The sequence below is a fragment of the Enterobacter sp. WP_7_1 genome, assembly GCF_003688535.1.
Taxonomy (GTDB): Bacteria; Pseudomonadota; Gammaproteobacteria; order Enterobacterales; family Enterobacteriaceae; genus Enterobacter; species Enterobacter asburiae.
In genome coordinates this window covers 468,015-482,252 of the sequence record NZ_REFK01000003.1, presented here as the reverse complement: position 1 = coordinate 482,252, position 14,238 = coordinate 468,015, and the positions used below count along the sequence as shown (strand labels likewise).

Annotated in this window: 12 protein-coding genes; 4 read left to right on the top strand and 8 right to left on the bottom strand. The window is 56.8% G+C overall.

Annotated features, from left to right (window positions below):
• Window positions 1-4: 4 nt before the first annotated feature.
• On the bottom strand, window positions 5-913 hold the full coding sequence (gene cysD, locus BJ885_RS15530; protein WP_006811770.1) for a sulfate adenylyltransferase subunit CysD: 909 nt from the start codon (window positions 911-913) through the stop codon (window positions 5-7).
• Between the two features lie 9 nt (window positions 914-922).
• Window positions 923-2,281 (bottom strand): siroheme synthase CysG, encoded by a 1,359-nt coding sequence (cysG, locus tag BJ885_RS15525; protein WP_023308997.1) that lies wholly within the window; start codon window positions 2,279-2,281, stop codon window positions 923-925.
• Window positions 2,282-2,518: 237 nt separating this feature from the next.
• On the opposite strand from cysG, the gene BJ885_RS15520 reads away from it, so the two are divergent.
• Window positions 2,519-3,562 (top strand): aminopeptidase, encoded by a 1,044-nt coding sequence (locus tag BJ885_RS15520; RefSeq protein ID WP_121932262.1) that lies wholly within the window; start codon window positions 2,519-2,521, stop codon window positions 3,560-3,562.
• A gap of 104 nt (window positions 3,563-3,666) precedes the next feature.
• Here BJ885_RS15520 and cysH read toward each other — a convergent pair whose 3' ends face one another.
• The 3 genes from cysH to cysJ form a co-directional block, all read right to left on the bottom strand.
• Window positions 3,667-4,401 carry a phosphoadenosine phosphosulfate reductase gene (gene cysH / locus BJ885_RS15515; protein WP_047646261.1) on the bottom strand — a complete coding sequence of 245 codons (735 nt, stop codon included), beginning with the start codon at window positions 4,399-4,401 and terminating at the stop codon, window positions 3,667-3,669.
• Window positions 4,402-4,500: 99 nt separating this feature from the next.
• Window positions 4,501-6,213 carry an assimilatory sulfite reductase (NADPH) hemoprotein subunit gene (gene cysI, locus BJ885_RS15510; protein WP_121932261.1) on the bottom strand — a complete coding sequence of 571 codons (1,713 nt, stop codon included), beginning with the start codon at window positions 6,211-6,213 and terminating at the stop codon, window positions 4,501-4,503.
• Complete coding sequence (gene cysJ, locus BJ885_RS15505; protein ID WP_121932260.1) at window positions 6,213-8,018, bottom strand: NADPH-dependent assimilatory sulfite reductase flavoprotein subunit; 1,806 nt, start codon at window positions 8,016-8,018, stop codon at window positions 6,213-6,215. The genes cysI and cysJ overlap by 1 nt, the downstream gene beginning before the upstream one ends.
• 306 nt (window positions 8,019-8,324) lie before the next feature.
• Between cysJ and queD the strand changes: the two genes are divergently transcribed.
• Window positions 8,325-8,687, top strand: a complete 363-nt coding sequence (gene queD, locus BJ885_RS15500) for a 6-carboxytetrahydropterin synthase QueD (protein ID WP_023309002.1) — start codon at window positions 8,325-8,327, stop codon at window positions 8,685-8,687.
• A gap of 85 nt (window positions 8,688-8,772) precedes the next feature.
• On the opposite strand, the gene queE is transcribed toward queD, so the two are convergent.
• Genes queE through BJ885_RS15485 form a run of 3 tightly spaced genes read right to left on the bottom strand, consistent with a single transcriptional unit; the run spans window position 8,773 to window position 11,765 of the window.
• Complete coding sequence (gene queE / locus BJ885_RS15495; protein WP_023333236.1) at window positions 8,773-9,444, bottom strand: 7-carboxy-7-deazaguanine synthase QueE; 672 nt, start codon at window positions 9,442-9,444, stop codon at window positions 8,773-8,775.
• Window positions 9,445-9,498: 54 nt separating this feature from the next.
• On the bottom strand, window positions 9,499-10,206 hold the full coding sequence (locus tag BJ885_RS15490; RefSeq protein WP_029741548.1) for an N-acetylmannosamine-6-phosphate 2-epimerase: 708 nt from the start codon (window positions 10,204-10,206) through the stop codon (window positions 9,499-9,501).
• Window positions 10,206-11,765 carry a PTS transporter subunit EIIC gene (locus BJ885_RS15485; protein WP_121932259.1) on the bottom strand — a complete coding sequence of 520 codons (1,560 nt, stop codon included), beginning with the start codon at window positions 11,763-11,765 and terminating at the stop codon, window positions 10,206-10,208. Before BJ885_RS15485 ends, BJ885_RS15490 begins: the two co-directional genes overlap by 1 nt.
• Window positions 11,766-11,930: 165 nt before the next feature.
• On the opposite strand from BJ885_RS15485, the gene BJ885_RS15480 reads away from it, so the two are divergent.
• Together BJ885_RS15480 and BJ885_RS15475 are read left to right on the top strand one after the other, a co-directional pair.
• The gene (locus tag BJ885_RS15480; protein ID WP_010434594.1) at window positions 11,931-12,755 is read left to right on the top strand and encodes a MurR/RpiR family transcriptional regulator; all 825 of its coding nucleotides are present in this window, start codon (window positions 11,931-11,933) and stop codon (window positions 12,753-12,755) included.
• A gap of 358 nt (window positions 12,756-13,113) precedes the next feature.
• On the top strand, window positions 13,114-14,223 hold the full coding sequence (locus tag BJ885_RS15475) for an SDR family oxidoreductase (protein ID WP_121932258.1): 1,110 nt from the start codon (window positions 13,114-13,116) through the stop codon (window positions 14,221-14,223).
• Window positions 14,224-14,238 lie beyond the last annotated feature (15 nt).

Genomic DNA, 14,238 nt, shown 5'->3' with positions numbered 1-14,238 from the left:
CTCCTTAGAAATAACCCTGACGTTTCTTCAGCTCCATGGAGCCTGCCTGGTCGCGGTCAATCACGCGCCCCTGTCGCTCGCTGGTGGTCGACACCAGCATCTCTTCGATGATCTCCGGCAGCGTCTGCGCGCTGGACTCCACCGCGCCGGTCAGCGGCCAGCAGCCGAGGGTGCGGAAACGGACCATCTGTTTTTTGATCACTTCGCCCGGCTGCAGGTCGATGCGATCATCGTCGATCATCATCAGCATGCCGTCACGCTCCAGCACCGGGCGCTCGGCGGCCAGATACAGCGGAACGATTTCGATGTTTTCCAGATAGATGTACTGCCAGATATCCAGCTCGGTCCAGTTGGAGAGCGGGAAGACGCGAATGCTTTCGCCTTTATTTATCTGACCGTTGTAGTTGTGCCACAGCTCCGGACGCTGGTTTTTGGGGTCCCAGCGGTGGAAGCGGTCGCGGAAGGAGTAGATACGCTCTTTGGCGCGGGATTTCTCTTCGTCGCGGCGCGCGCCGCCGAAGGCCGCGTCAAAACCGTATTTATTCAGCGCCTGCTTCAGCCCTTCGGTTTTCATGATATCGGTGTGCTTGGCGCTACCGTGCACGAATGGGTTAATGCCCATCGCCACCCCTTCCGGGTTTTTATGCACCAGCAGCTCGCAGCCGTAGGCTTTCGCGGTACGGTCGCGGAACTCGTACATTTCGCGGAATTTCCAGCCGGTATCCACGTGCAGCAGCGGGAACGGCAGCGTGCCCGGATAAAACGCTTTACGCGCCAGATGCAGCATGACGCTGGAATCTTTACCGATGGAGTACATCATCACCGGGTTAGAAAATTCGGCGGCCACTTCGCGGATGATATGGATACTCTCCGCTTCGAGCTGCCGCAGGTGTGTAAGACGTTTTTGGTCCATAACCGTTCCTTAAGCCAAATTTACGACAGAAGAACCAAAGCCTTCTGTATCGGTTGTGTGTTGGAACCAGGCGAGCGTGCTGTGCAGCTGCACCACTTCTCCCACCACGATCAGGGCAGGCATCGGGGCGTCTTTCGCCAGGGTTGCAAGATGTTCCAGCGTGCCCGTCGCAACGTGCTGATCGACGCGCGTGCCGCGAGAAATGACAGCAACGGGCGTCGTCGCCTCGCGACCGTGCTGAATAAGCTGTTCGCTGATATCCGCCGCCTTCATCGTGCCCATGTATATCGCCAGCGTCTGGCGGCTCTGAGCGAGATGCGACCAGTCAAACGGCGTGCTGTCGGCCTTGTAGTGGCCGGTCACGAAGGTCACGCTCTGGGCGTAATCGCGGTGGGTCAGCGGGATACCGGCGTAGGCCGTCACCGCAGAAGCCGCCGTGATGCCGGGCACCACCTGGAACGGTATGCCCGCTTCGGCTGCCGCCTGCAGCTCTTCGCCGCCGCGGCCGAAGATAAACGGATCGCCCCCTTTCAGGCGCACCACGGTTTTACCCGCTTTGGCGGCGTCAACCAGCATCTGGTTGGTGTCGTGCTGCGGCACCGAGTGCTCGCCAGCCCGTTTGCCGACGCAGATTTGCTCCGCGTCGCGACGGATCAGCTCGCGCACGCCGTCGGTGACCAGATGGTCGTAGAACACCACGTCCGCGTCCTGCAGCACCTGCAGGCCGCGCAGCGTCAGGAGCCCGGCATCGCCCGGCCCTGCCCCCACCAGAATGATCTCCCCGCCCGTGCTGCCGGGGTTATCCAGTTCGTCCTCGAGGATTTTCTGCGCCGCCGTCTCATTACCGGCATGCATCAGGCTGGCAAAGCGGCCGCGAAACACGCGCTCCCAGAAGCGACGGCGTTCCGTTACGCTGGTCAGGCGCGTTTTAAGGTGGTTGCGCCAGAAGCTGGCTTTTTCCGCCATGCGCCCGAGGCTGGTCGGCAGCAGCGCCTCGATTTTTTCACGCAGCACGCGCGCCAGCACCGGTGCGGTACCGCCGGAGGAGATCGCCACCAGCAGCGGAGAACGGTCAACGATCGACGGGAAGATAAACGAGCATAACGGCTGGTCGTCCACCACGTTCACCAGGCGGTAACGGGCCTGAGCGGCGTCGGAAATCCGCCGGTTCAGGTCGCGATCTTCGGTCGCCGCAATCACCAGCACTACGGTATCGATTTGTGATTCGTCAAAATCCGCTTCTGCCACTACCCGCACCTGCGCCCCTGCGCGCTGCAAAAACGCGATTTTGCGATCGGCAATTTCACCCGTGCCTACAACCAGCACCGGCTTCTCTTTTATCGCGGCAAATAAGGGCAGATAGTCCACAAGCAACAACTCACTAACAACGAGGAATAAAGGGACTATAGGGGGCGGCTTAGACCGAATGAAATTACGAATTGGAATGAGTAGTTACTCAATGGAATAACGCCGTGAAAAAGCTAATACCAAAAAGTGCTTAACACGCGAAATTTCGGGCATTTAAGAGCAATTCAAATTGTGTATGGGCGATCACAGTTTCATACTAGGCGGGTTAATATTTTGCTCTGTTTTTAAGGACTCACTATGTTTTCCGCAACGCGCCACCGTATTGCTGCCCTGGCGCTCGGCGTTTGCTTTATTCTTCCTGCCCAGGCAAAAAACCAACCTTATGGTGAAATCGCCACTATGCAGGCGCGGCATATTGCCACCGTCTTTCCAGGCCGCATGACCGGTTCGCCTGCGGAGATGCTCTCCGCGGACTATCTTCGCCAGCAGTTTGCCGGGATGGGCTATCAGAGCGATATCCGGTCGTTTAACAGCCGCTACGTCTATACCTCACGAAATAAAACGAAAAACTGGCATAACGTGACCGGCAGTACGGTTATCGCGGCGCATGAAGGTAGCGCGGCTGAACAGATTATTATTATGGCGCACCTCGATACCTACGCCCCGATGAGCGATGCCGATACGGATAACAACCTCGGCGGGCTGACGCTGCAGGGCATGGACGACAACGCGGCGGGCCTGGGCGTGATGCTCGAACTGGCCGAGCGGATGAAAGATATTCCAACCCAGTATGGCATTCGTTTCGTGGCTACCAGCGGTGAAGAAGAGGGCAAACTCGGGGCTGAGAATCTCCTTAAGCGCATGAGCGCTGAGGAGAAGAAAAATACGCTGCTGGTGATCAACCTCGATAACCTGATCGTCGGCGATAAACTTTATTTCAACAGCGGGCAGAGTACGCCGGGACCCGTGCGGAAACTGACGCGCGACCGGGCGCTGGCGATTGCCCGCAGCCATGGCGTTTATGCCACCAGCAACCCTGGCGGTAACCCGGATTATCCGCGAGGAACGGGCTGCTGCAACGACGGGGAAGTGTTCGATAAGGCGGGCATCCCGGTGCTGTACGTGGAAGCGACAAACTGGGCATTGGGCAAGAAAGATGGCTATCAGCAGCGGGCTAAATCGAAAGCCTTCCCGGACGGGACAAGCTGGCACAATGTGATGCTGGATAATCAGCAGCACATTGACAGCGCGCTGCCTCAGCGCATTGAGCACCGCAGTCGTGATGTGGTGAAGGTTATGCTGCCGCTGGTTAAGGAGCTGGCGAAGGCGGGTAAAGCCTGAGGTTTTTAAGGCCTGATGCCCTCACCCCAACCCTCTCCCACAGGGAGAGGGAGGATAAGCCTTTGTAGGCCCGGTAAGCGCAGCGCCACCGGGCAAAAAGGTTATCACCCTTCATGCAGCCCGCACTCGCGCTTCAGCCCAAAGAATCGCGTCTCTTCTTCCGCCATTCCCGGTTCCCATTTGCGCGTGGTGTGGGTGTCGCCCACAGACAGATAGCCCTGGTCCCACAGCGGATGGTACTTCAGCCCGTGTTTTTGCAGATACTGATACACCGTCCGGTTATCCCAGTCGATAATCGGCAGCACTTTAAACACCCCGCGCTGGACCGCCAGCACCGGCAAGGTTGCACGGCTGCCGGACTGCTCGCGACGCAGGCCCGCAAACCACGTCTGCGCATTAAGCTCTTTCAGCGCCCGGTTCATCGGCTCGACTTTGTTGATCTCATTGTATTTTTCAATGCCCTCAACGCCCTGCTCCCACAGCTTACCGTAGCGCGCCTCCTGCCAGGCCGCGCTTTCCGTCGCGCGGTACACTTTGAGGTTCAGCTTGAGCTTGTCCGTCAGCTCGTCAATAAACTGGTAGGTTTCCGGGAACAGGTAGCCGGTATCGGTGAGGATCACCGGAATGTCCGGACGGATCTGATTCACCAGATGCAGGCTGACCGCCGCCTGAATACCAAAGCTCGACGAGAGCACATAGTCTCCCGGCAGGTTTTCCAGCGCCCACGCCACGCGCCCTTCGGCGTCCAGCTTTTCAAGGTGGGCATTGGTTTCTGCCAGCGCCAGAATGCGTTCGACTTTGGGCAGATCGTTAATGGCGTTTAGATCGAGTACGGACATAAGAACCTCGTTTACCTGTTTTGCCGGGCGGCACTGCGTTTGCCCGGCCTACAAAACCCGTAGGCCCGGTAAGCGAAGCGCCACCGGGCAAAGGATGGGTTACTCCCAGAAATCCCTTGCGGGATCGAGCACCGGGCGAATGATGCCCGCACGCACCGTAAAGTCGCCGAAGCCTTCACCCACTTCGCGCTCTTTCGCCCAGCGCCCGACAAGCTCGTCGATGGAATCAAGGATTTCCGGCTCGGTAATGTTCTCGCGGAACATACGCGGAATGCGCGTGCCGATACGGTTACCGCCCAGGTGCAGGTTATAGCGCCCCGGCGCTTTCCCCACCAGACCCAGCTCGGCCAGCATCGCGCGACCGCAGCCGTTCGGGCAGCCGGTGACGCGCATAACAATATGCTCGTCCGGAATACCGTGTTTTTCCAGAATCGCTTCTACCTTGTCAGTGAATGACGGCAGGAAACGTTCCGCTTCGGCCATCGCCAGCGGGCAGGTCGGGAACGACACGCAGGCCATCGAGTTTTCACGCTGCGGCTTAACCGCATCCATTAACCCGTGGTCGCGCGCCAGCTTCTCGATCTTCGCCTTCTGGCTCTCCGGCACGCCGGCAATAATGAGATTCTGGTTAGCGGTAATGCGGAATTCGCCTTTATGGATCTTAGCAATTTCCAGCAGACCGGTTTTCAGCGGACGGCCCGGATAATCCAGAATACGGCCGTTTTCAATAAACAGCGTCAGGTGCCATTTATTATCGATACCCTTCACCCAGCCAATACGATCGCCGCGACCGGTGAATTCGTAAGGGCGGATCGGCTCAAACTTGATGCCTGCGCGACGCTCCACTTCCTCTTTGAACGTCTCAACGCCCACGCGCTCCAGGGTGTATTTGGTTTTCGCGTTTTTACGGTCGGTACGGTTGCCCCAGTCGCGTTGGGTGGTTACTACCGCTTCCGCCACGGCCAGCGTGTGCTCCAGCGGCAGGAAGCCGAACTCGCTCGCGGTACGGGCGTAGGTTTTCTTATTACCGTGCTCAATGGACAGGCCGCCGCCCACCAGCAGGTTAAAGCCAATCAGCTTGCCGTTTTCGGCAATCGCCACGAAGTTCATGTCGTTGGCGTGCAGATCGATATCGTTCTGCGGTGGGATCACGACCGTGGTTTTAAACTTACGCGGCAGATAGGTCTGGCCAAGGATCGGTTCTTCGTCCGTGGTGGCGACTTTTTCCTGATCGAGCCAAATCTCCGCATAGGCGCGGGTGCGCGGCAGCAGATGCTCAGAGATCTTCTTCGCCCACTCATAGGCTTCGGCGTGCAGCTCGGACTCATACGGGTTCGAGGTGCAAAGCACGTTACGGTTCATGTCGTTGGCGGTCGCCAGCGCGTCCAGCCCGACCGAGTGCAGCATCTGATGCACCGGCTTCACGTTCTTCTTCAGAATGCCGTGGAACTGGAAGGTCTGACGGTTGGTCAGGCGGATGCTGCCATAAATCGTGTTTTCACCGGCAAACTTGTCGATCGCCTGCCACTGCCTGGTGGTGATCACCCCGCCCGGCAGGCGGCAGCGCAGCAGCATCGCATGGCGCGGCTCCAGCTTCTGTTCGGCACGCTCGGCGCGGATGTCGCGATCGTCCTGCTGGTACATACCGTGGAAGCGGATCAGCAGGAAGTTGTCGCCTTTGAAGCCGCCGGTGAGACCGTCATTCAGATCTTCAGCAATGGTGCCGCGCAGATAGTTGCTTTCCAGCTTCATGCGCTCGGCGTCTGTCAGTTTACCTTCGACCACCAGTGGCCCTGGATGTTTTTCGCTCATTAGTAGACATCTCGCTGATAACGGCGCTCAACGCGCAGCTCACTTAAAAATTCATCCGCCGTTTCGGCATCCATACCGCCGAATTCGGCAATCACTTCCAGCAGTGCCTGCTCAACGTCTTTCGCCATGCGATTGGCGTCGCCGCAGACATAAATGTGGGCGCCGTCATTGATCCAGCGCCACAGCTCTGCGCCCTGTTCGCGCAGTTTGTCTTGTACGTATACTTTTTCTTTCTGGTCGCGGGACCAGGCCAGATCGATGCGGGTCAGTACGCCTTCTTTAACATAGCGCTGCCACTCAACCTGGTAGAGGAAATCTTCTGTAAAGTGCGGGTTGCCGAAGAACAGCCAGTTTTTACCCGGCGCTTCATCTGCCGCGCGCTGCTGCATGAAGGCGCGGAACGGCGCAATGCCGGTGCCTGGGCCAATCATGATGACCGGCGTTTCCGGGTTCGCCGGCAGGCGGAAGTTGTCGTTGTGCTCGATAAAGACGCGCACTTCGCCCTCTTCTTCCACGCGATCCGCCAGGAAACTAGATGCCCCACCCGCGCGGGCGCGGCCTTCGATGTCGTAGCGCACCACGCCGACGGTAATATGCACTTCACTCTCCACTTCGGCCTGCGAAGAGGCGATGGAGTACAGACGCGGGGTCAGCGGACGCAGTAAGCCGATCAGCGCATCGGCATCCAGCTGAGCCGGAGAGAAACGCACCATATCAACAATTGGCGTCGTCGCGGCGTAATGCTGCAGCTTCGCTTTGTCACCCACCAGCGGCAGCAGGGATTCGCTGCGCGTTAAGGTGGCATAATTTTCGACGATATTCGGGGTGTTCACCGTCAGTTCGAAATGCCACTGCAGCGCCTCTGAAATCGGCTGGGTTTTGCCGTCAACGGTGACGGGCTCGTCACCCTTCAGCCACAGCAGCTCAACCAGCTCTTTCACCAGCGCCGGATCGTTCTGGTACCAGATACCCAGCGCGTCGCCCGGCTGATAGCGCAGGCCAGAGTCGCCGAGATCGATTTCGATATGGCGCACGTCTTTTTCCGAGTCGCGTCCGGTAATTTTCTGGTTCACCGACAGGCTCGCCGTCAGCGGCGCCTCTTTGGTGTACGGGCTGGTGTGAATGTCGTTGACGACACCCGTCGCGGTGAGCGCGGCCTGCGCCGACGTCTCTTTCGGCACGCGCGCTTTCAACACCTCAACGATGCGCGCACGCCATTCGGCGGCGGCGGTCTGGTATTCGACATCCGCGTCAACTCGGTCCAGCAGGCGCTCCGCGCCCAGCTCCGCCAGCCTGCTGTCGAAGTCTTTACCGGACTGGCAGAAGAATTCATACGAGGTATCGCCAAGGCCAAATACGGCAAACGCCGTGCCATCCAGCTTCGGCGCTTTTTTCGAGAACAGGAACTTATGCAGCGCCACCGCTTCTTCAGCGGGTTCACCTTCGCCCTGGGTAGAGGCGACCACCACCAGCAGTTTTTCTGACGCGATTTGCTTAAATTTATAATCCCCGGCGTTGACCAGGTTCACGTTCAGTTTGGCGGCCAGCAGGTCGTCACGCAGCGCTTCGGCCACGCGGCGCGCATTACCCGTCTGCGAGGCGGAAATCAGGGTAATGGCCGGAATTTCAACGGCCGTTGCCGGTGCACCCGCCACAGCGCCAGGCTGCTGATTGAGCATTCCCCAGAAATAACCGGAGACCCAGGCAAGCTGAGTGGGAGAAAAATCAGAGGTGGCAGCCTGAAGGCGCGCCAGTTGCTCCGGGTTCAGGGGAAGCAAATTTGAAGGTGGGGCCTGTGTTGTCATGCGTCGTTATGTTCCAGTAGCCAAGCGGACTTTAAGCGAATAAATCCAAACTGAAGATAAGGTTAACGGCGAGGATAATAACAATTAAAGAAGGGATGGAAATAATAAATAACCAAATGGACTAACCTGTTTTAGTTGTCATACTTAACGATAAAACCGATTAATTAACCCACTGAAAATTATCGATAAAACCCACAAAAAATGCCCGTTAACGAGACGCCTGGCTTCAGAGCCGTTTTAGTTAATGCTAAAAATTGTGCTTTCCGGTACTATGCGGCGGTTTTTTCCGCATTACTGAGAGCGATCATGTCCACCACACTGTTTAAAGATTTCACCTTCGAAGCCGCCCACCACCTTCCGCATGTCCCTGAAGGGCATAAATGCGGCCGTCTGCACGGGCATTCGTTCATGGTGCGTCTTGAGATCACCGGTGAAGTTGATCCGCATACCGGTTGGATCATGGATTTTGCCGAGCTGAAGGCGGCGTTTAAGCCGACCTACGATCGTCTGGATCATTACTACCTGAATGATATCCCGGGCCTTGAAAACCCGACCAGCGAAGTGCTGGCGAAATGGATTTGGGATCAGATGAAGCCGCTGGTGCCGCTGCTGAGCGCAGTGATGATCAAAGAGACCTGTACCGCCGGCTGTATCTATCGCGGGGAGTGATGCTTGCCGGGTGGCGCTGACGCTTACCCGGCCTACAAGAGCCTCGAACCGTAGGCCCGGTAAGCGCTAGCGCCACCGGGCTTTTTTATGCAATATTCAGGTATTTGTGCGTCTGCATCGACAGGCGCCAGTTACGCGCAATACAGGTTTCAATGCACAGGCGCGTCGCGTCGTCTTTCTGGCTGATCGGCTGTAGCGCAATGACGCGCTGCTTTTCATCCGTCAGCGTGGCCAGCAGTTCATCCAGCGCTTCGATATCACGCACGCGCCCTACCGGGTGCTTAATCTCATCCGCGCGTTCCAGCGCCTGAGACAGCACGTCATACCCGCCGCGCATATTCACTTTTGGCGATACCGTTACCCAGGTCGTGTGTGAACAGCGCACTTCATGGGTGCCGCTGGTCTCAATCTGGCAGCTGTAGCCGTTCTTTTCGAGCAGCTCGGTCAGCGGCGTCAAATCGTGGATGCAGGGTTCACCGCCGGTGATCACCACGTGGCGCGCCGTCCAGCCCTGACGACCAATAATGGCCAGCAGATCTTCAGAACTGCCCGCGCCCCACTTATCGCTCTCTTTGGTTTTCGCCAGAATGCTAAACAGCGACACTTCCCGATCTGCGAGCTTATCCCACGTATGTTTGGTATCACACCAGGCACAGCCAACCGGGCATCCCTGTAAACGAATGAAAATAGCGGGAACGCCGGTAAAGTAACCCTCGCCTTGCAGGGTCTGGAACATCTCGTTAATCGGGTACTGCATAGTCATCTCAGTAAAGGGGATAAACGATAAGTATCGCAGATCCCCGCCGGATGGTCATGCTCCATCGGTGCTTTGCGCGCCAATCGCCGCCATAAAACGCTCGGTAATTTGCTGTGGACGGGTGATCGCGCCGCCGACGACGACCGTATGCGCGCCCAGCGCCAGGCATCTGGCCGCGCGTTCAGGCGTATCCACGTTGCCTTCGGCAATCACGGGAACCGTCACGGCGGCCAGCACGGCCTTCAGGAACGCGCAGTCATTTTCCGGAAGCGAATGGCCCGCCGTTTCCGCCGTATAGCCGTAAAGCGTGGTGCCGACGCAGTCAAAGCCAAGCGCCTGCGCCGTCACGGCTTCGCCCACGGTGGAAATATCCGCCATCAGCAGTACCGAGGGATAGCGCGAGCGAATGCGCGTGACCAGCGTTTCCAGGGATTCACCACCGGGACGCTCCCGCGCCGTCGCATCAAGCGCAATGATTTCCGGAGAGGCGGCCATCAGCTCATCCACCTCTTTCATCGTGGCGGTGATAAACACCTCGCTTTCCGGGTAATCCCGTTTGATGATGCCGATAACAGGCAAAGAGACCTGCTGCTTAATGGCCTCAATATCCACCACGCTGTTGGCACGAATGGCGGCGGCCCCGCCCTGTGCCGCCGCCAGCGCCATCCGCGACATAATAAACGGGCTGTGCAGTGGTTCATTTTCCAGCGCCTGACAGGAGACGACCAGTTTTCCCTTCAGGTTATCCAGTACAGTTTTCATTACGATAAGATCTCTTCCACTTCGTTTTTGATAATCGTGACGTGCGGGCCATAAATGACCTGAACACCGTTACCGCGCACGATAACGCCGCGCGCGCCGGTGGCTTTCAGCGCCGCGTCATTCACTTTGCTGCCATCTTTCACCGTGACGCGAAGCCGCGTGGCGCAGCAGTCCACCTCTTCCAGATTCTCTTTTCCGCCTAATCCCGCGATCACCGCAACGGCGCGCTCGCTCTGCGAGAAGGTCACTTCGCTGGCCATCGCCTCCTTTTCCCGACCCGGCGTGGCAAAATCAAAGCGGTTAATCAGGTAGCGGAAGGTGAAGTAGTAAAGGAAGAACCACGGCACGCCCACCAGCGGAACGAACATCCAGTTGGTTTTGGCCTCTCCCTGCAAAATTCCGAACAGCACGAAGTCGATAAAACCGCCGGAGAAGGTTTGCCCGATGGTGATATGCAGCATGTGCGCGAGCATGAACGCCAGCCCGTCAAACAGCGCATGAATCACGTAAAGCACCGGTGCAATAAACAGGAAGGAAAACTCGATAGGCTCGGTAATCCCAGTCAGGAACGAGGTTAGCGCCGCAGAGAGCAGCAGTCCGGCAACGCGCTTTTTGTTCTCCGGTTTTGCCGTGTGGTACATCGCCAGACACGCGCCGAGCAGGCCAAACATCATCGTAATAAAGCGCCCGGACATGAAGCGCGACGTTCCCTCATAGAAATGCTGCGTGTTCGGGTCGGCCAGCTGGGCGAAGAAGATCCGCTGTGTGCCCTCAACCAGGTGACCGTTAACAATCTCACTGCCGCCGAGCGCGGTAGTCCAGAACGGCAGATAGAAGATGTGGTGCAAACCAAACGGGCCCAGCATGCGTAAAATAAAGCCGTACAGCAGTGTGCCCAGATAGCCGGTGGCATCCACCAGCCCGCCGAGACCAAAAATCAGTTTCTGGAAATGCGGCCAGACCACGGTCATGAGCGCGCCGACGAGTATCGCCGCCAGCGAGCTGATGATGGGAACAAAGCGCGAGCCGCCAAAGAATCCGAGGAACTGCGGAAGCGCAATTTTATTAAACCGGTGATGGAGCGCGCAGGTCACCAGCCCAATCACCACGCCGCCAAACACGCCGGTTTCCAGCGTCTGGATCCCCAGCGTCATGCCCTGCCCAACTGCACCCGGATTCTCATGCGCCAGTTTGCCGGTGAGGATCAGCAGCGCGTTGATGGTGGCATTCATCACCAGAAACGCGAGCAGCGCCGCCAGCCCAGCCGTGCCCTTATCGCTTTTTGCCAGCCCGACGGCGACCCCAACCGCAAACAGCACCGAGAGGTTTGCAAACACGATTGAACCTGCGCTGCTCATGATGGTGAAAATGGCCTGAAGCCAGCCCACGTCTAAAAACGGATAAGCCGCCAGCGTATTGGGATTCGATAACGCGCCGCCTATCCCCAGCAGCAGACCCGCCGCGGGCAGCACGGCGATAGGCAACATAAAGGATTTACCAAAGCGCTGCGCTTTTTCAAACCATCCCCCCGAAGAAGCGCCACTGAACATTTGCATCATTTTTTCATCTCCCCATTAAACGATGAAAATTTTTACCACATAAATTACACACAGTGAAAATCATCATCAAAAACCAGGAAGCCGATCATACTTTTTCAAAATGACTGGCATCTTTCCCCTCCTTTCCGCCACACTAGTCGCAGCGAAACACATTAAGGACGTGGCATGTCGGACCATGAAAATCTGCTGCTGAAGCTCCGCCAGGAGGCTTCCGGGTACAGCCCAACACAACAAAAACTCGGCGAGTTTGTCCTCAGCGATCCTGCCCGGGTGCTATACCTGACGATCACTGAACTGGCGCGCGAGAGCCACACCAGCGAGGCAAGCGTCACGCGCCTTTGCCGGACGCTGGGCTGCAAGGGCTATAACGAATTTAAAATGGCGCTTGCTCTGGATATTCAGCAGGGCCAGCCCGCGCGTCAGGCGGGGGATGAGATTGATAACGTCGTGGATGAGTCGGTTCAGGCTTTGCAGGATACCGCCAGACTCCTCGACCGCACGCTGCTTGAAAAAGCGGCGCTGGCGCTGCATCAGGCGCAATCCGTGCAGATTTATGGCGTCGCGGCCAGCGCGATCCTCGGCGAATATCTGCATTACAAGTTGCTGCGGCTTGGCAAACCCGCACAGCTGTTTAGCGATATGCACCGCGCGGCCATGAATGCGACAACGCTTTCGAAAGAGACGCTGGTTGTGGCCATCTCCAGTTCAGGTTCAACGCGGGATTTACTCCACGTGGTGAAGCTTGCCCGCAAGCGCGGCGTTAAGGTTCTTGCGCTCAGCAATACGCCCCGCAGCCCGCTGGCCTCTCTGAGCGACATGCAGCTGGTTGCCGCCAAACCAGAAGGCCCTCTAAGTGCAGGCGCGCTCAATGCTAAGGTTGGAGTCATGCTGCTGGTCGAGCTGTTGACCACGTCCATGATTGCGCTGGATGGTCATTACGGCGACGTTAGTCAACAAACCGCCAGCGCCACGCTTCCCCTTTTGCTCTGAAAATAATTCGCAGGCTAAATAAATCGGCCTGCGACTTATGTTGTCTGATTTGAGTTAAGTGGTATTTAAAACATTTATTCGATAAATGTTTGGTGTAACAAATTATTATATTTATTACATTTTGAATTACGTTCACCATTCGGCGCAGACCTCATAAAAATATTTAAATTCAGATAGTTAAAATTTAAATTTTAATAGAGTGAATTTTTACCCTTGCGATAATGTCCAATATCTCCACCGAATTTCCTTTCCTTAAAATAAGCTTAAGACGCCATTGATTTAGGCGTTTTATTATTTAAATGCCGTTTACTTTTGCACGCCTACAATCCGCCTCATCAATCATAATGAGACGGTATTAATGAAGATGTTATTGATTACAGGCGTGACCGGATTTCTGGGCGGTGCAGTTCTTGAAAAAATCCTGACCAGCGATCAACCCGCAAAACTCCTTTTGCTTGCGCGTGCCAGCGATCCGCAGAGCGGGCTGGAGCGCGTGCTCGAGAACATGCGCAAGTTCAACGTTCCCGAGGACAAACTGGCCTCCCTGAAGGTGGATAATATCCTGATTGGCGACCTTAGCCAGCCTGAAGCCTTTCTCAACGATCCCCGTCTGGATCGGGTCACGCACGTGGTTAACTGTGCGGCCGTCGCCTCATTTGGGAATAACCCGCTGATCTGGAAGGTCAACGTTGAAGGTACGCTCGCGCTGGCGCGCCGTATGGAGCAGGTCGCAGGACTGCAGCGTTTCCTCCACGTTGGCACCGCGATGTCATGCACGCCGGAGCAGGATTCACTGGTCGCCGAAAGCGCTGAATTCAGAGAGAATGCAGAACACCTGGTGGAATACACGTTTTCGAAGTCAACCATCGAACAGCTGATGCGCCAGGAGTGTCCGAACCTGCCGCTGCTCATCGCCCGTCCCTCCATCGTCGTCGGCCATACCCGTCATGGCTGCACGCCGTCGAGCAGCATTTTCTGGGTCTTTAGCATGGGCCTGATGCTGCAGAAGTTTATGTGCTCAATGGAAGACCGGATCGACGTTGTTCCGGTGGATTATTGCGCCGACGCGATGTTAATGCTGCTCAACAGCAACGCTCGTCCGGGAGAAGTGGTACACATTTCTGCGGGAGAAGAGAACAGCGTTCGCTTTGCGGATATCGATCAGGCAATGGCACAGGCGCTGGAGAAAGCCCCCGTCGGGGATAAATATGCGCAGGTCAGCTACGAAACGCTGGTAAGAATGCGCCGCGAGCTGAAACATATTTTTGGCCCGTGCAACGAACGTCTGATGCTGAAAGCCATGCGTTTATACGGTGCGTTTGCCACGCTTAACGTGCGCTTCAGCAACGATAAGCTGCTGAGCATGGGGATGCCGAAGCCACCCCGGTTTACGGACTACATCGCCCGTTGCGTGCAGACCACCCAGGGGCTGACCATTCCGGAGCAAATGGCGGTCGATTTTAAATAGCCAAAAAAAATGCCA